Raw genomic sequence first — 18,059 nt, 5'->3', positions numbered from 1 at the left:
TATCTTCCATTCACCCCACTCATAAAGCTGCTTTCAACATCCGTATCTATTTTCTTTTCCAAACTAACACAGTCACCCAATTTTTTTATGATTATAAAAAAACATGAAATTCTAAAAAGAATGATCGAAAATAATGGAGGTTGAAAAGGGAAAATACAACATGATGAAAGACTTTGTCGGGGTTATATCAAAGAAAATGAAGTAGATAGTATTTTGCTGAGTTCAGGATTGTAAAAAAGTTTGAAAATGAGATTAAAAATTTTTGTAAAAATATAAACCAAAAATGGGAAGATAATTGTTCATTACGGCTGTGGAAGCGGGCTCCCGGAGATTGAAGTTTATATACTTTTGTCTAATTTGCAGCTGTAAAATAAATTTATGTTTCAAAATATTATCAAAAACATCTCACGATTTGTTACTTTAACACAAGAAGAGGAAAACATTTATGAAGGTTTGTTAACACTTCAGAAGTACCCGAAGAAAACACACCTTCTGCGCGAAGGAGAAATTTGTCAGTTTGAAGGTTTTATAAAGCAGGGCTGTACGCGAACTTATTATCTTGATGAAAACGGTTTTGAAGTGACCCTTCTGTTTGCTGTTGAAGATTGGTGGATTACGGATATTGATTCTTTTAATAATAAAACGCCTTCGAAGATTTTTATAGAAGCCCTGGAAGATACCGAAGTTTATATTTTGAATCCGGAAACTAAGGAGGAATTACTGCAGAAAGTTCCGAAGTTTGAAAGAGCATTCAGGCTGATGATGCAGCGGTATGTGGTAACCCTTCAAAACCGTCTTATTAACACAATTTCTCAACCTGCGACTGACCGTTATCTGGAATTTATCAGGGTTTATCCTACTATCCCGCAGCGTGTGGCGCAGTATTATATTGCATCATACCTTGGAGTTTCTAAGGAGTTTGTGAGTACAATCAGAAAACGTTTAGCTAATAAAGAGAAACAGAAACAATAAGCAGAAAATTCTTCTCTCTTGGAGTGAAAGCAAAAATTCGAAAAATTCTTAGGGTGGTTTATACAGAATGTGTAAATCACCTTTTTATTTAGAATAAAAGAAAAAGTGATTTATTAAACCAGTTCAATTTCTGAGATTTTTATCAGTTCTATATTTGCTTTATTAATTTAAACAATAAGAAAATGTTACAGGAAAACAAAATAGCAGAAGGCTTGGGAATGCCTTGGGAAGATATCTACGGGTATGCACAGGCGGTAAAAAAAGGAAATACCGTTTGGATTTCCGGTCAGTTGGGTCACAACAAGAAAGGCGAATTGGCAGAAGGAATGGAAGCACAAATGAAGCAAACTTATGCAAACATCAAAGAATTATTGTCAAGATATGATATGACGATGGAAAATGTAGTAGAAGAAGTGATCTATGCAATGGATATGACGACAGCGTTTGAGGCGAGAAAAAATTTCAAAACAGAATTTTACGATAGCCCTAAAGCTGTTGCCAGTACAATGGTTGGAGTAAGCGGGCTTGCATTACCTGAGCAGCTTGTCGAAATTAAAATTGTGGCAACTGTATGAGTTTCTGGTCTTGAAGAGAAAAAGAAGATGAAAACGGGTGAGGATTGATGAAACTAATTTATTGTAATATTGATGAGGTTTTCAGATAAAAAATCAGAGCAGAAATAATCTGCTCTGATTGTATTTTTTACTTATTGATAAATGCCTTCTAAAAACAGCATATACCTTCCGGGCTGAAATTCTCCATATGAAAACAGATAGATCACATCATTCTTTTTCAGATAATGAACTTCTAATCCCTCTTCAGATACATATTTTTCAATAAAAGTATTTTTTACATTAAATTTATTTTCTCTGACGATGGTTTCAAAGCTCTCATCATCTATTTCTTTTTTTAAATCTCTTAACGGACTGTTATAAAAATCAATCAATTTGATTTTCTGATTTTCAATTTCAAAAATTTCTTTTAGGCATTCTTGTTCATCGCCATCAAATAATTTTTGCCTGGTTATTTCGTTTTTTTTGATCATGCTGAATTACTTTATCGTTATATAATCATTTTTGTTTAATGATTCTTCAAAATTGATTGTTTTAATCAATATTGAAAGGCGCCATATCTGATTTTGCACCAAGATATTCTATTTGAAAATAATAGGTTTCATCTTGTTTTACATTAAAATTGGCTCCTTTAAAATCGATAAACAAGTCATTCTCTATTTCTTCAAGTTTCGCTTTTAATATAAGCTGAGCAAATTTTCCTGGTTCAATTGAAGTTAGATTGGTAACATCATTTATAGGAGTCATATAGTTGATTCCTTTATGTAATCTATCCTTGTTTTTATCATATAAATGAACTGATTCTCTTACAAGCCCACCCGTATTATTAGACAAGTTTAATTTTAATGTCTCTTCGGATATATTGAATATATTCACATAGAATATGAATGATTCTCCATCCTTTTCTACTTCTGCATTTATTTTAATCATATTGATTTTTAATTACTAATTCTATAGGATATTCCTATCTCCATGAATTCATTTTGTAATTTGAAAAGTTAATTTTCATATCCTCTATCCTGTCTTCAAGAGCATTAATACCTGTCTTCAAATACATTTCTTTTTCAGATTCATCCAGAATATAAATGATATCAAATCCTGGGCTGGGATTGGGAATAGGAACAGATAATTCAATATTGCTGTCTTCTTCAAAAACATAATATTCCCAATCTTTCTTTTCTAATAGTTTCTTTTTATTCATATTTTTAATCAATTTTTGGTAGAGATTTAGGTGATATTGCCTCGACTGGAACGGCTATTTTTTCCCAAGTACCCGATTCCATATTATCAATAATTAATGTTTGTTTTTTACCTCCAGTAGTTTCATAAAAATCGCCAGGATTTGATTTGGCAGATTGTTTGGTTTGTGCAATTATTGATTCAAATCCTGAAATATTATCTTTTTTTGCTACCATTTTAAAAACATCATATTCACTTGTTGTACTAGATAATGGAAGTCCCAAAACTTGCTCTAGTCTTTCCGGGTGCTGTTTCACAAAATCTAATTCGGACTTTGTTAAATAATATGGTGAAGGTCCGTCTATATTTCCTCCTTTCGGAACAATTTTAAATAACTCATCTCCTTTATTAAAAGTGACTTTGAAAGGGATAGAGCTTCCTGATTCTATTAATCCAGGTAGAAATCTATCTGCAGCAGCCATTGAGTCATATTTAGCAGCCATTTCATCAAATAAATTAGGGTGATCTGATTTAAATTTATTAAAGTCTATTCCTTCAGTAACAAAGTCTGTTTTACTCCAGTCATTTTCAGGGAAATACTTTTCTTTAAGTTCTTTCCAAAATGCTTCTCTTTCTGCTAAAACATTTTTTACTGAGGTTTTAGATTTTGGCTTAAAAATAGTTAATTTTGGTGATTTTCCACCTGTTAAATTTTCAGGCGTATCAATAAATTCACTATGCTGCTCCGGGTTGTAAGGTTTTTTTGAGGTTTGTCTTTTTACCTTTGGCAGTTTCTCTAATTCTCCTCCTTTTAAGTTCTTACTGCTTAGTACAAGTAATCCTGCAGTTAATGTCAACTGTCCTAAAATTCCAACAATACGCTCTATTTTTTCTGCTGTAGTCAGGTTTTTATTATCATGAATATCCTGTATGCTTTTTAAACCTTCAGAGGTAATCATCACTGCCGCTGTACCATTAAGGGCAAAATCAGTTAAAATGATATACTCAATCCCTGTTGATGATATTTTTATAATAGAGGATGCCTTAGCGATGCTGGATAATGTACCTGCCATTCCTAAAAAGCTGGATGCTATCATAATAACATCTAAAGTCAGGGTTTCGTTGGTTAATGTTCCTTTTTGTACTTTATCAATAATGCTGGCGGTTCCGGAAGTAGCACCTGTGGTACCTGCAGCTATAAATAAGTAAGGAGCAATAGGTGCTGCCGGCGTAAATGAGGCTACCAATCCTGCTACTGCGAAACCTAAAGAAGCCCAACCAGCTCCCGTGGAAAGCGATTCCCAAAATGATGCTCCATCAGTAGTGAAATTACCTTTTAGAGTAGGATAACCTAATGTATTGGACGGAATTTCATAAGCCAGGATACCATCCGGATAAGTGTTTTTGCTGTCAAATTCTTCAAATAAATCTTTTAAATTATTTCCTTCATAAGTACGCTGATGCTGTACACCTGGAGTAAGATCTGTTAATACATAATTGCTTGGATTCTTTTTGCTTTTTCCTATAAATAAATTGAGTGAAAGGGTTTCTGTAGTTTCCTCGTTGATGGCTACGGCATTAATAGCTAATGCTGTTTGGGGAGCAATGGTATTAAAGCTTTTGTCAATGTTTTTCTTATATTCTCGTATGTTTTTTAGAGCCTGATAATCATCCTTTGGTAAGATAACCTGTCGGTAAGATGCTTCCTGACCTGTCAGATTATTATTTTTGTCTAATACCAGACAATGAATGGTATAAACTCCTGTAAGTGATCCTAAAAAAGCAGCTGTTGTCTGAGAAGAATTCATATTCCAGCCATCTTTACCGAAATATTCTCCTCTTTTATAACCATGTACATTGGCATTTTTAGCATATTCTACACCCAGTAATGCACTTGCTCCATCAAACATTTCTTTAGGCGTATTGATTTCTGCAAACCAGAAATAATGATGATCTTTAGGGATAGGCTTTCCTTTAATTGAATAATAAGACTGCGGAATATGATTAATATCTGCAGAACTTACTCTTGCAGGATTTTCACTATATGTTGCAGATTCAATATAGAAATTCGGATCGCTTTTCTGTTCCTTGGATGCTCCTTTTGAAAGATTGAACTCAATAAAGGCTGCCTGCTGTCTGAAATCTGAATAATTTTGAATTTTATTCTTTTTCAAATCACCAGCTGCCGCCTCTTCAAGGGTCTTAACCTGGTATTCTTTGGTCTGAGCTCTGAATTCCTTTGTTAGAGTATTTTCTATGAAGAATACAAATGTAAAGTTCCCTGATTGATGGGTATTAATAGAAAACTGGCTGATTGCTGTTCCATCCTGTCTGAAAGTTTTAGTATCCTTTCTAAAAGGGTATTCAAACAGGTTGTACACTCTGCCGTCATTCTGGATCAATACTTTTCGGACAACTTCCGGAACTTTAGTCTTGTTTCCTTCAGCATACATAACAGGGGTTTCATATTGATAGATACAATCAAATTCTATAGGCTGTCCTTCTATGGCATACTTTGTCTTAGGCTTAATCCATGATCCTTTACCTGTGACAACAACTTCCTGTAGCAATTCACCTTCGGGTTGTGCCGGCTCTGGCACCAGCTGTGGTTGTGGCTCTTCATAGTTTGCATATAATAACCGTATCGCTTTAAATAAGTCTTTGTTGCCTAATTCTTCATATAAATCCTGTACTAATCCTACCTTTCTTTTAGGTTTGTATGTTGCGTCATAATATTGAATAAGCTCGTATCTTTCTTCATAGGAAAGTTTTTCTAAAGCCGTAAAAACTTTGTCTTCATCAGTTCCTGCAAAAATCCCCAGTGTTCTGTGTTCAAAGGCTTCGTACAGCATTTTTGCACGTTCAGAAACAGGAAGTCCAACTTCTTTCTTACTGTTTAAGAAGTTCAATGCTTCATTCATTTTCAGCAAGGTTTCCCTATTAAGAGTGCCGGAAGTATTGATATTATTCTTACGTTGAAAACTGATGATTCCGGTCTTTGTTTCGTTCCAGAAAAGATTCTTATTTTCAGGAGTTTTATGGCCTAATTTATTTAGGGCGTTATGAAGTGTTGAAACATGCTGTCCTTTGTCAAATAATTGAATGACAGACGCATTTTTTTCTACTTTATTGAATGCTCTGTTTTTAAAAGGTTCGTATGTTATTTGGGTAGTTTCTGCTTTGGCGAGAGATATTTTGCTGTCCTGATCGGTGATTTGTTCATGCTTATCTTTATCCTCTTTACTATTGGTGTTCTGCTTCCCGGACCTGCCAGCCCTGGGTGCAAATGTTTTTTTGTGTCTGCTCATGTTATTGGTTATTAGATGAGTTTTTTATTCTTGTTTTTGTACAAATGGGCTGAGGCGGGATTGATTTTTTCCAAAAGCCTTTTCGTTTTCTATCATTAGATAAGTGCTTATTAACGAATAGGTAATGCAGGTTTCATTACGGTCATGTAATGCCATCGCTGCATTTTTCATAATGTTTCGGATATTAGCCCCCGTATAGTTATATTCTTTGGCTAAATGTTGTAAAAGATCATTACTTTCAAAAGTTATGTTTTTAGGCAAATAATGCTCCCAAAGGGCTTTCCTTGTTGTTTCTGTCGGTCGTATTACATTCACAGAAACATCTATACGGCGCTTGAAAGCATCATCCATATTGTTTTCAAAATTGGAAGCCAGGATTGTTAATCCGTCAAATTTTTCTATTCGCTGCAATAGATAGGAGACCTCCTGGTTGGCGTAGCGGTCATGGGCATCTTTTACGTCAGAACGTTTTCCAAACAAAGCGTCAGCTTCGTCAAAAAACAACATACAGTTTTTACCCTGCAATCTGTTGAATAACACTTCAAGATTTTTCTCTGTTTCACCAATGTATTTGCTCACAACCTTTGAGAGATCTACATGATACATATCAATACCATAGGTGTTGGCAAGAATTCCTGCAAGCATCGTTTTCCCCGTTCCCGGTGCACCGTAGAATAAAGCAATGAAACCTGGTTTAAAACTATGTTCATTGGTTTTGAAAAAGCCGTTTTCCAATGCTTTTATATAATGTCCGATGGGTTTTATCTGTTCACGGACATTATCTTCCAAAATAATATCTTCCATGGTAAGGTCAGATTTGTAAAGCCTGCCTGGAAAGTAAGAACCATGATCCAGCTGTGGTTTCTGCCCTGATAAGAAATAATTGAGATAAGCGGTATCCAATTCAATTTTTCCATGAATAAATTCTGTTGAAGAACGATTGTAAATAATATCATTTTTCAATAGTACACTGCCGTTGATGAGTTGTGCTCCATACTGAGACCATAGTGATAAATCTTTACCTGCCAGCAAAAAAAGGGCAGTTTGAAATGTTGGTTTAAAGCTGCGGCTGATTTTATCATATTCACCACCTGCTTCAATAGCAAATGCATTGCTGCTTTCTTCTATCTGCACAAATGTTTTCAGGATAGACGGATAATGAGCCGAAGCAATGCCCAGCGCTAAGATGATTCTGTCCAGAACAGTAAGCTGGTGGGTATTTATTGTAACAGAATAGGGAGATTGGTCATCTGATTCCGGAGTTTCAGGTATTTCATAGCCAATATTCAATTCTACCTCATCTTCCAGAAACAATTCTTTGCATCGCTTTTCAATAAGCGATTGCAACCATTTCATTTCTTCATTTAAAGAGTTATGATTGACAGGATTGGCTTGAAATAAAGGATTGATTATTTCTGTTTTTTCATTAATATTTGTTTTTATTAATGGTGAGTGTTCATGGTTATTAGGAGATTTCATAATCTTATTTTGAATTAATAGGGTTGCAGTGAGAGTATTGCCGATGTAAAATCAGCAACTTTAGAATATGTGGAAAGCTGTAGAGTATTTAGAAAATGTAACCTGTTATTACCAGTTTACGAATATGAATTTTTTCTGCCAGGGGAGTTTTACGAGACCAATTCCCCAGGAAATTTTTTCAAGAAGAATATCCTGTGTCTTTCGTTCTACAATAATGGTATTATCAGACTCTGTGATGACTAATTTCCCAGGGCGCTGGAAAAATTCATTCTGTAGTAATGCAGCAGATGATTTTTTCATGGGAGCCCAGTTGTGCTGTACACTTTCTATGACATTTTTAGCCTGAGATTTATGCTTGCGTGAAAGTTTAATATGCCTGTTAATCGTTTGATGCATTGGAATATTGCACAGGAATTTTTCAAAAATCATGTCATATTCAGGAGCATTTGTTTTTCCGGTGGCGATATAATGCAATAGATGGGCACACAATTCAGGATCAAGGAGCTGCTGGGTTTTGGGATCAAGGAGTTCACAATGTTCAAACAGAGGTTTGATGAATGGATGGATCAAAATAAGCCCTGCATTTTGAATGTATTGTCCCTCGTTCTGGTTTACCTCTTCCTGAATGATTGCATTTTTTTCCTGAATAGTTTCTATTGAATGACTTGCATTTTCAGGCTGATCTGCTGTATTTGTTCTGGTATTTTCAGAAATTTCATGCTCTGTAATAAAGGGGAATATCTTAACTATTGTTTTCCTGTTCTGATGATTGTTTTTTGTTGTTGATAAACCAATCTGTTCTATTGTTGAAATTTTTTGTAAAAGATACTCCCTGGGATGATTATTGGATGTATTCAGATACTCCGATATTACATTGAAGACCAAGTGCCATATTGTACTTCTATCTACATGACTCAGTTTCGATAAATGACGTATTATATCAGTCTCCAGGTTGATGGTCAGTTTCTTATTTTTTAAAACTGTCAGACATAATTGTGCAATTTGTTCATTGGAAAACTGATTGATAAGCCGGTTTCGGACATTTTCTTTTGATAAAGCAGAGATGATACTTTTCTGAACTCCGGAGGCCGAAATAAGGCGATCAAAAACTGCTGGCTCCAAAATAGACATCGTATTGTTTTCCGAACTCCACCAGGGTATCGCTCCTTTTTCTAAAAAATAAATTAATGCTTTGAGCATCTTTTCCTGATGATCTATCAGATAGGATTTAGGATCACTTTCTGTTTCCTGATGGGAAGTTTCAACGGGTTTAGTTATTTCTGATAATTCATCTTTAAAGAGTTCAGCTATTTGACTTTTTAACTCCGTATTTAATGCGCTGCTTTTTACTTCCACATTTAATTCTAAACGGGGAATCTGAAGGGTATGACCAGCCAGCTTATATTCTAAAGCCTTGATATGCTTTTCTATTTCCGGGAAAACATCAATAGACAAAAAGCTGTTAATATCATCTTTTATACGAAGTGCCTTTTCTTTGTTGTTGACGGTAATTTCAAGAAAAACTTTCTGAATGATATGATTTTGCTTCACATTAAATAGATTTAAATGATACAATATTGGGAATCATCAGACAATCCTACTTTTTGTCGAATTCTCCACCCCAGAAACCTGCAGGACAAAGGCTGAATCTTGATCTCTGCTTGGCACTCAATCTGCATCCGCAGCCTCTTACAAATCCATCCTTTGGACCATCGATCACTTCCAGAGTCTCTGGATTGAGCCATTTCATGGCATTGCAATTGTTACCGTTTTTTAAAGGGCATGCATTACAAATTTCTTCCCTTAAAGAGAAAATAGCTTCTTCGTTTTGATCTGCTACACCCAATTTTGAACGTAGTTCATTAAAATGACCGCCAATGATTTCATTGCGCTTACTGAAAAGATTTTTAATGTTCATATGATTAATGTTTTTAAAATTATTGGGTCAAAATTAGAAAGAAGAGATCCTATTTTTCGAATTATAAGGCCGCTCTATTCTGTCTTTGCAGTAAAAGACAAAATCATATCCTAAGGATGCAGATTTATATTTTCCGGAAATTACCGGATGCAGAAAAGCTGATCTTTCTCATCAGGAAAGGCTATGTTTTTTTTGAGAACTTATACTTTAGGTAATCAATCATCATATTCGAATACGTACCATTCAAAAAATAAGAGACCACTAAAAACAGCCGGGATAATCATAGGTTGAAATACAATAATTTTTTCAGGCAGAATAAGGCTCAGTTGACAGACTGAAATTTGACGCTCATGAGAGGAGGAAAATCTTCGGGTTAAACTTTGATTTTTCAATATCGTTTTTAAGGCATTTATCTTCAGCGTATTAATGGTGTTGTTTTTAGTTTTCTTTGATAAGAATTAAAATCCTATTTACTGCAAAGACTGTATTGAGCGCCCAAAATATTTGTCTTTTGAGGGGGTGTGATTGTATGTTTGCACCATAATAATTAAGAACAGAAATTATGATTAATAAAGTATTAACAGTTTTAAAAAATCAGCTAAATGCTCCGGATGGTTTATGGGATCCTAACGTTCCTAGTGAGATTGAAATTGCTATCGTTGATGACATCGCAAAACATGATGAAAACACTGAAGGACTTAGTAACAAAGTAGTAATTAGTCTGCTCAATATTGAGGAAGAATCAACATTGAAAAACAGATCAAGGTATCAGCCGGTTGTGGTGGAAAATAATCCGGTCCGATATGATAAGGAAAGTACTCCTGCTTACTTAAATCTATATGTAATGATCGCTGCCAACAGAAGTACGTACAGCAAATCTTTACTGAGTATTTCGAAAGTTATTGAAGTATTTCAGGCCAAGAATGTTCTGGAGTATGTTGACCTTGAGCCTGAAAATAATTTCAGCTTCAGAATTGAACTGCATTCCATTCCCTTTGAACAGCTAAGTTACGTCTGGGGTTTATTAGGCGGAAAAATAATGCCTTCTGCTTTATATAAAATCAGTGTGATAAAAATTGCAGCTAAGGAGGTAGTTCCTGTTAAATTAATTAATGACATTAATATACAGAGTATTAAAGTTGATTAATCATAAAAGCAAAAAACTAAAAAACTAAAAACTAATAACCCTTTAAACTTTTGAACATGTTAAATCCAGCAACACCAGGTGTTTCTGTTGAAGAAATTACGAAACTTCCATACTCAGTTGCCTACATAGAAACGGCTATGCCAGCATTTATCGGGTATACCGAATTACTCCCTGTTGGGTATAATGAGCCCTTCATCATCCGTTCTCTTTTAGAATATGAGCAATATTTTGGAAAAGCAAAAGAAGAAAATATCCAATTACAGGATGTAGAAGGCAAAGGAGCAACTATTGTAGCACCTCAGGTACAATTTTTAATGTATTATTCACTGCAAATGTATTTTGCCAATGGTGGTGGACCGTGTTATATCATTTCTGTAGGGGATTATACATCAGCACAAGTACAATTATCCCCATTGGAAGCGGGGCTGGCTAAAATCGATCATAAAAAAATTAAAGAACCGATTCTTATTATTTTCCCTGATGCTATTTCGCTTACCAATGAATCTGAGTTTTATAGTATTTACAATCAGGCTATTGATAAAGCTAAAGATGAGACTAAAAACAGATTTGTTATACTGGATACCTATTACGGAAATTCTGTTATCCAATCAAACAATTTTACCACGATTGAATCTTTTAGAAGTGAAGTAAAATCAACTAATCATGCGGCAGCTTACTTTCCTCATTTAAAAACCATTTTGAATTATACTTTTGATGAGACTAAAACACCTATAGTACATGCCGGTTTACAAAAAACAGGACAAGGAAGTGCTCTTTTTTATGCTGGAGAGACTGCTGCTTTAGATGAATTAAAAAGTTTGGCGAGTGCCGAAATCTCAACCGGATCTGCGGATGCTTACGTCCTTGCCGATTTATTAGGTCAGGCTATTGCGATAGCAGAAGAAGTGAATGAAAATGCTGATGCAGGTGATAAAAAAAATGCTTTAACCGTAGCAATTTCTGAGGCACAGATTGTATTAGAAGCCATTTATGACGGAACAATAGATGATTTTATGATCCCTGATGGCTCAGATGAAAATGCACCTGATTTCACTGGAGAGTTTACTGATTTAAAAACGGCAATTCTCGGGGTAAAAGACGAAAAAGGAGATGCAGACGGGATTACCCTTAAAAATCTGGAATCATCCAATTCAGCACTGTACAATCAGGTGAAAAAAGAAATACAGTCGTTAAAAGTTGTTTTACCGCCATCATCAGCAATAGCAGGTGCATACGGCAGAATAGACAGTACAAGAGGAGTGTGGAAAGCTCCGGCAAATATCAATATCAGCCATGTCATTATCCCGACAGAAAAAATTTCAGATCAGGAACAGGCTGTTTTAAATATAGATGCTTTAGGGAAATCCATCAATGCGATCAGAACTTTTACAGGAAAAGGTACCTTAATCTGGGGAGCCAGAACCCTTGAAGGAAAAGATAAAAATGATGAAGGGAAAGATAACGAATGGAAGTATGTACATGTACGCCGCTATTATAATATGATCAGACAATCGGTCAACGATGCCCTCAACAAGTTTATGAATGAGCCTAATATCCCTCATACATGGTTACGGGCAAAAACAATGCTGGAAAATTTTCTTAACCAGCAATGGATGGAGGGTGCATTGGCAGGAAGTACTCCGAAAGAAGCTTATGAAGTAACCGTAAAAGGAGTAGAAGGAACTACTATAATGAATGTAGACCTTAAAATAGCATTAGTGCGCCCGGCAGAGTTTATTGTACTCAACTTCTCGCACAAATTGCAACAGTTCTAGAAAGATAAAATCAATAAATCAATCACGAATAAATACCCGAAGTTCTACTTCGAGGAATAATTAATATTAACGTAAAATTTTTTAAAATGAATTACAAAACCCCTGGAGTTTACGTGGAGGAACAAGGAAAATTTCCGCCTTCCGTAGCGCAAGTTGAAACGGCTATCCCTGCTTTTATTGGGTATACAGCGGATGGACCGAAAAATAAACCAACAAGAATTGCTTCGATGTTGGAGTATGAAGAAATTTTTGGAAAAGCAAACCCGGAAACTTTCGCTGTAGCTTTCAAAGATGGTGTTGCAACAGCAATACGAACTAAAGTAAACGATTTTAAGATGTACTATGCCATGCAGATGTATTTTGCCAATGGTGGTGGTCCTTGTTATATTGTTTCTGTTGGAGATTATAAAAGTCCAGAGGCTGTAGGTGCTCCTACACCGGCAGAAGCTTTTTTATCCGGTCTTGAATTATTAAAAAAAGAAGATGAGCCTACTCTGATCGTTTTCCCGGATCTTCAAAGTTTAGCTCCTTCTGCTGCTGATATTGCTGCTGCTCAGGCTGTTGTTACTAAAACGGTATATGCCAAAAATGTTGCTTCTGCCGCTAAAAGTATTGCTGGAGTTGTTGCAGATGCTGTTGCAGGTGCTAATGTAGACGCTGCAGTTGCTGCTGCAGTTGCTAAGGCAGCTGAGTTTAACGTTGCTAATCCTAACGATTTACAGGTTGCTGGTGCTAAGGGCGGTCAGGCTGTTGTAGACGCAGTTAAGGTGGCTGCAGCTATTGCTAATGCTACGGTAGCTACTGTTAAGGCTGCTGCTCAGGCTGTTGCTACTGCTCTTGAAACAGATTTTACTACAGCTTCTACTATGGAGACTGATGCTCTTGCTGCCAGCAGTCTTGTTACTTCCAGAGCAGGTAATTCTGTTGCTATCGGCAAAATCTATGCTTTGTACAATAAGGCTTTAGATCAGGCAGAATTATTAAAAGACAGGTTCGTCATTATGGATATTCTTCAAGACGCTGCTGCTTTTAGAGATAAAGTAACTTCTACAGGTCTTAAATATGGTGCGGCTTATTATCCAAAACTGAAGACTGTTTTAAGCTATGATTTCAAAGATGCTGATGTTTCAGTTACCGGAGCATCTGGTATCACAACTTTAGCGGAATTGAAGAGTGCTAATTCTGAAATGTATAATCAGGCTAAACAAGCAATTCAGTCTGCGTCAGTAGTATTGGCTCCATCATCTGCAATTGCCGGAGTTTATGCTAAAGTAGACAGTACTTCCGGAGTATGGAAATCACCAGCTAATTTAGGGCTTAGTCTTGTAGATGTACCGGCAGTAAAAATTTCCAACAAAGAACAGGAGCTGCTTAATGTAGATGCTACCTCAGGAAAATCAATCAACGTGATCAGAACTTTTGCAGGAAAAGGAACCTTAGTCTGGGGCGCAAGAACATTAGACGGAAACAGCAACGAATGGAGATATGTATCTGTACGTAGATTCTTCAACATGGTAGAAGAGTCTGTGAAGAAAGCGACAGAACGTTTCGTCTTTGAACCGAATACTGCCAATACTTGGACTCGTGTACAGGCTATGATCGAGAATTTCCTTGATCAGCAGTGGAGAGACGGTGCATTAGCAGGAAGCAAGCCTGAAGAAGCTTATTACGTAAGTGTTGGTCTGCACAAAACAATGTCGGCTCAGGATATTTTAGAAGGAAGAATGAACATCGAAATCGGTATGGCTGCAGTTCGTCCTGCTGAATTTATCGTCCTCAATTTTTCACACAAATTACAGGAAGCATAAAATCAATTAAATAACAATTAAAATTAAAAATAAATTATGAGTACATATCCATTAGTAAAGTTTGCCTTTGAAGTAGATTGGGGCGGAACAAAAGTAGGTTTTCAGGAAGTCAGCGGTTTAAATGTTGAAGCAGCTTTAATTGAATACAGACATGGCGCAAGTCCTGACTTCAGTAAGATTAAGATGCCTGGAATGAAAAGTTTCAGTAACATCACCTTAAAAAGAGGAACTTTCAAAAGTGATAACGAATATTTCGATTGGTTCCAAAGTATTCAGCTAAGTACAGTAGAACGCAGATCTATCACGATCTCCCTTTTAGATGAAACAGGAGCTCCTGCAGTAACCTGGAAAGTGAAAAATGCATTCCCGCTTAAATTACAGTCAACAGACCTGAAAGCTGAAGGTAATGAGGTGGCTATTGAAACACTGGAAATTGCCCACGAAGGATTAACTATTGAAAATAACTAATATTAACTTTAAAATTTTTAACAAATGAATTACAAAACACCTGGAGTTTACGTAGAAGAAATTGCGAAATTCCCACCATCTGTAGCACAAGTAGAAACGGCTATCCCTGCTTTTATCGGACATACAGATAAAGGACCAAGAAATGAACCGACAAGAATCTCTTCTATGTTGGAATATGAAACCATTTTTGGAGGAGCAAAAAATGAAAAAACAGCGATCTCTATTTCGATTGAAGATACTGTGGTAACAGCAAAAGTAGACAACGCCAAACTAAGTCCTTATAAAATGCATTATGCGATGCAAATGTACTTTGCCAATGGTGGAGGTCCATGTTATGTTGTTTCAGTGGCAGATTATGATAAAACTCCTGCCTTAGGAACAGAAACTGTTGTTGGCGGTTTATGGTTTGGATTAAAATCCTTAGAAAAAGAAGACGAACCAACACTTATCGTTTTCCCGGATGCTGAAGGTCTAGGAGCAGACGCTTATAAGCTATACAATAAAGCTTTGGATCAGGCAGAAGACTTGAAAGACAGATTCGTTATTATGGATGTTTTTGAAGATGCTGCTGCTTTTAGAGCCGGAGTAAATGCTACGGGATTAAAATATGGAGCTGCATATTATCCAAAATTAGAAACAGTATTAAGCTATAGCTTTGATGATAAAGACGTTAAAATTGATAGCTATAAAGAAATCAATGCTGCAGGAGCACTTGTAGACGTTACAATGCCTCAGAATGAAAATAATTTAGCATGGTTGAAATCAAAAAGTTCAGCATTGTACAATCAGGCTCAGGTAGTCATTGCCTCTAAAAGAGTGGTATTGGCTCCATCTTCATCAATGGCTGGAATTTATGCTAAAGTAGACAGTACTTCCGGAGTATGGAAAGCGCCTGCCAACTTAGCAATCAGCAATGTACTGGCACCTGTAGCGAAAATTTCTCATGAAGAGCAAGAAGGATTGAACGTAGATGCAGTAGCAGGAAAATCAATCAACGCAATCAGAACTTTTACAGGAAAAGGAACATTAGTGTGGGGTGCAAGAACATTAGACGGAAACAGTAATGAGTGGAAATATGTGCCTGTACGTAGATTCTTCAACATGGTAGAAGAGTCTGTGAAGAAAGCTACAGAACGTTTCGTTTTTGAACCGAATACTGCCAATACATGGGTTCGTGTACAGGCTATGATTGAGAATTTCCTTGATCAGCAGTGGAGAGACGGTGCATTAGCAGGAAGCAAGCCGGAAGAAGCGTATTATGTAAGCGTTGGTCTGCACAAAACAATGTCTGCTCAGGATATTTTAGAAGGAAGAATGAACATTGAAATCGGTATGGCTGCAGTACGTCCTGCTGAATTTATCGTGTTACGTTTTTCACACAAATTACAGGAAGCATAAAATAAAATTAAATAACAAATAAATATAAAAACATTATGAGTACATATCCATTAGTAAAGTTTGCCTTTGAAGTAGATTGGGGAGGAACAAAAGTAGGATTCCAGGAAGTGAGCGGTTTAAATGTGGAAGCAGCTTTAATTGAATACAGACATGGCGCAAGTCCTGATTTCAGTAAGATTAAAATGCCTGGAATGAAAAGTTTCAGTAACATTACTTTAAAGAGAGGAACTTTCAAATCTGATAACGAATATTTCGACTGGTTCCAGAGTATTCAGCTGAGTACAGTAGAGCGTAGATCTATCACGATCTCTCTTTTAGATGAAACAGGAGCTCCTGCAGTAACGTGGAAAGTGAAAAATGCATTCCCGCTTAAATTACAGTCAACAGATCTGAAAGCTGAAGGTAATGAGGTGGCTATTGAGACCTTAGAAATTGCACACGAAGGATTAACTATTGAAAATAACTAATCATGGCAGTTTTATATCCTCCAACCAGTTTCTCTTTTATTGTTAACGGGATTTCAACAACAGAGGGTATTGACTCCAGATTTCAATCTATATCTGGTTTATCAACAGAAATTGGAACTGAAGAATATGCCGAAGGAGGCGAAAACAGGTTTACACACCAACTTCCTTTGAGACCCAAATATCCTAATTTAGTTCTTAAGCGTGGGTTAATCGTAAGTTCCGGATTGATAAGCTGGTGTAGAAATGCGATGGAAAACTTCCAGTTTGAACCCAGAGACCTGATCATTACTCTTTCAGGCGGGATTCAGTCTACAGCACCTCTAATGGTTTGGAATGTAGTGGGAGCATACCCCGTAAGATGGGAAGTATCCGAATTCAACGCAGAAGAAAGCAAACTTGCTATTGAAACAATAGAACTGAAATATAGATATTTCACAATACCCTCATCGTTAGCAAGCTTAGGCTTGTAATTTCTAAATCAAATCTAAGCACTTGAGCGTGTGTTAGTTTAAAGATAAATTTTACCCAAATCTTTTTTCATAAAAAAACAACAGATTGGTCTATAACAGAGACTGAACACACCCTTTATGTGCTTGGATTTTTTCAAATAAACATGTTAAATCATTGGTTATTAGTGTTTTGAATATTAATGATCATTAAAAAACAAACGAAATGCCAATAGAAATAAAAGAGCTTCACATTAAAATAAATGTGGACGAAAAAGCAGAAGCAACTACAACCGCAACATCGGTAGATGAAGCACAGCTCATGCGCGCCATCAACGAAAGTGTAGAACAGGCAGCAAAGATAGAACACCGTAAAAAAGAAAGATAATGAGAGGCGAAATAAAAAAAATAAAGATAGGAACGTACGAAGATTCTACATATGGGAGAATGATTAGTAGTACTGCTTTTGTGGCTCTTATTAATCCGACAGGTTTCTCTTTTACACGTAAAAATGAATATAATACGACACAGGAACCTGGAACCAGTGCTACAGATCCAAAATACATCAATGCAGCTCCTCAATCCTTACAACTGGAATTTTTATTTGACGGTACAGGCGTAACAGAAGCCAATTCTGGTAATAAGCTTATCAATAAAATAAAGGAAGGCTTAGGAAAAAGAAATCCTTTCAGTAAAAAAGCGGTAGAAGATCAATTAGCTGAGTTTTATGTAGCTACCGGAAATTATAATGGTTCGATTCATAAACCGTACAATGTTATAATTATCTGGGGAGAATTTGAATTTAAAGGGGTTTTGACTGAATTTACAATAGATTATAAATTATTTAATAATGATGGAACTCCTCTGAGAGCTGTAGGAAAAGCAACATTTGCAGGAGCAGTGAGTAAGGAACTTGCAGCAAGAACTGTAAAAACTTCTTCTCCGGATCTTACCCATAAAAGAACAGTACAAGCTGGCGATACATTGCCCTTAATGACCGAAAGAATTTACGGAGATTCCAAATACTATCTGGAGGTAGCTAAAGTAAATAATCTTGTCAATTTCAGACAGCTAAAACCAGGGCAGGAATTATTCTTTCCGCCATTAGAAAAAGTTTCATAA

Annotated in this window: 18 protein-coding genes; 11 read left to right on the top strand and 7 right to left on the bottom strand. The window is 36.1% G+C overall.

The annotated features are described in order from the left end of the window. Positions 1 to 378: 378 nt before the first annotated feature. Positions 379 to 972 (top strand): Crp/Fnr family transcriptional regulator, encoded by a 594-nt coding sequence (locus ACKTTZ_RS24405; RefSeq protein ID WP_034699458.1) that lies wholly within the window; start codon positions 379 to 381, stop codon positions 970 to 972. A gap of 182 nt (positions 973 to 1,154) precedes the next feature. Then, positions 1,155 to 1,547 carry a Rid family hydrolase gene (locus ACKTTZ_RS24400; RefSeq protein WP_034699461.1) on the top strand — a complete coding sequence of 131 codons (393 nt, stop codon included), beginning with the start codon at positions 1,155 to 1,157 and terminating at the stop codon, positions 1,545 to 1,547. Between the two features lie 131 nt (positions 1,548 to 1,678). On the opposite strand, the gene ACKTTZ_RS24395 is transcribed toward ACKTTZ_RS24400, so the two are convergent. The 7 genes from ACKTTZ_RS24395 to ACKTTZ_RS24365 form a co-directional block, all read right to left on the bottom strand. Next, positions 1,679 to 2,017 carry a hypothetical protein gene (locus ACKTTZ_RS24395; protein ID WP_407846832.1) on the bottom strand — a complete coding sequence of 113 codons (339 nt, stop codon included), beginning with the start codon at positions 2,015 to 2,017 and terminating at the stop codon, positions 1,679 to 1,681. 61 nt (positions 2,018 to 2,078) lie between these two features. Then, entirely contained in the window at positions 2,079 to 2,474 is a 396-nt protein-coding gene (locus ACKTTZ_RS24390) for a hypothetical protein (protein WP_407846831.1), read from the bottom strand. Positions 2,475 to 2,508: 34 nt separating this feature from the next. Next, complete coding sequence (locus ACKTTZ_RS24385) at positions 2,509 to 2,745, bottom strand: hypothetical protein (protein ID WP_034699467.1); 237 nt, start codon at positions 2,743 to 2,745, stop codon at positions 2,509 to 2,511. A 4-nt stretch (positions 2,746 to 2,749) separates the two neighbouring features. After that, the gene (locus tag ACKTTZ_RS24380) at positions 2,750 to 6,031 is read right to left on the bottom strand and encodes a peptidoglycan-binding domain-containing protein (RefSeq protein ID WP_407846830.1); all 3,282 of its coding nucleotides are present in this window, start codon (positions 6,029 to 6,031) and stop codon (positions 2,750 to 2,752) included. A gap of 24 nt (positions 6,032 to 6,055) precedes the next feature. Further along, entirely contained in the window at positions 6,056 to 7,510 is a 1,455-nt protein-coding gene (locus tag ACKTTZ_RS24375; RefSeq protein ID WP_253316745.1) for an ATP-binding protein, read from the bottom strand. A 108-nt stretch (positions 7,511 to 7,618) separates the two neighbouring features. Beyond that, positions 7,619 to 9,061 carry a contractile injection system tape measure protein gene (locus tag ACKTTZ_RS24370; RefSeq protein ID WP_407846829.1) on the bottom strand — a complete coding sequence of 481 codons (1,443 nt, stop codon included), beginning with the start codon at positions 9,059 to 9,061 and terminating at the stop codon, positions 7,619 to 7,621. A 46-nt stretch (positions 9,062 to 9,107) separates the two neighbouring features. Then, positions 9,108 to 9,428 (bottom strand): hypothetical protein, encoded by a 321-nt coding sequence (locus ACKTTZ_RS24365; RefSeq protein WP_034699477.1) that lies wholly within the window; start codon positions 9,426 to 9,428, stop codon positions 9,108 to 9,110. A 562-nt stretch (positions 9,429 to 9,990) separates the two neighbouring features. On the opposite strand from ACKTTZ_RS24365, the gene ACKTTZ_RS24360 reads away from it, so the two are divergent. From ACKTTZ_RS24360 to ACKTTZ_RS24320, 9 genes are all read left to right on the top strand, one after another. Then, the gene (locus ACKTTZ_RS24360) at positions 9,991 to 10,575 is read left to right on the top strand and encodes a DUF4255 domain-containing protein (RefSeq protein ID WP_051934615.1); all 585 of its coding nucleotides are present in this window, start codon (positions 9,991 to 9,993) and stop codon (positions 10,573 to 10,575) included. Positions 10,576 to 10,631: 56 nt separating this feature from the next. Continuing rightward, on the top strand, positions 10,632 to 12,350 hold the full coding sequence (locus ACKTTZ_RS24355) for a phage tail sheath family protein (protein WP_407846828.1): 1,719 nt from the start codon (positions 10,632 to 10,634) through the stop codon (positions 12,348 to 12,350). 86 nt (positions 12,351 to 12,436) lie between these two features. Further along, a complete protein-coding gene (locus ACKTTZ_RS24350; protein ID WP_407846827.1) occupies positions 12,437 to 14,158 on the top strand; it encodes a phage tail sheath family protein in 1,722 nt (573 codons plus the stop codon). A 36-nt stretch (positions 14,159 to 14,194) separates the two neighbouring features. Then, positions 14,195 to 14,626 carry a phage tail protein gene (locus ACKTTZ_RS24345; protein ID WP_047378140.1) on the top strand — a complete coding sequence of 144 codons (432 nt, stop codon included), beginning with the start codon at positions 14,195 to 14,197 and terminating at the stop codon, positions 14,624 to 14,626. Positions 14,627 to 14,650: 24 nt separating this feature from the next. Further along, complete coding sequence (locus tag ACKTTZ_RS24340; protein ID WP_034699486.1) at positions 14,651 to 16,024, top strand: phage tail sheath C-terminal domain-containing protein; 1,374 nt, start codon at positions 14,651 to 14,653, stop codon at positions 16,022 to 16,024. A 35-nt stretch (positions 16,025 to 16,059) separates the two neighbouring features. Beyond that, positions 16,060 to 16,491 carry a phage tail protein gene (locus ACKTTZ_RS24335; protein WP_047378140.1) on the top strand — a complete coding sequence of 144 codons (432 nt, stop codon included), beginning with the start codon at positions 16,060 to 16,062 and terminating at the stop codon, positions 16,489 to 16,491. Positions 16,492 to 16,493: 2 nt separating this feature from the next. After that, on the top strand, positions 16,494 to 16,961 hold the full coding sequence (locus tag ACKTTZ_RS24330) for a phage tail protein (protein WP_047388278.1): 468 nt from the start codon (positions 16,494 to 16,496) through the stop codon (positions 16,959 to 16,961). 202 nt (positions 16,962 to 17,163) lie between these two features. Beyond that, on the top strand, positions 17,164 to 17,325 hold the full coding sequence (locus ACKTTZ_RS24325; RefSeq protein ID WP_185103756.1) for a DUF5908 family protein: 162 nt from the start codon (positions 17,164 to 17,166) through the stop codon (positions 17,323 to 17,325). Beyond that, positions 17,325 to 18,059 carry a hypothetical protein gene (locus ACKTTZ_RS24320; protein WP_034699495.1) on the top strand — a complete coding sequence of 245 codons (735 nt, stop codon included), beginning with the start codon at positions 17,325 to 17,327 and terminating at the stop codon, positions 18,057 to 18,059. The genes ACKTTZ_RS24325 and ACKTTZ_RS24320 overlap by 1 nt, the downstream gene beginning before the upstream one ends.

The organism is Chryseobacterium sp. KCF3-3, from assembly GCF_045865955.1.
Taxonomy (GTDB): Bacteria; Bacteroidota; Bacteroidia; order Flavobacteriales; family Weeksellaceae; genus Chryseobacterium.
This window is presented reverse-complemented; position numbering and strand designations above follow the sequence as displayed.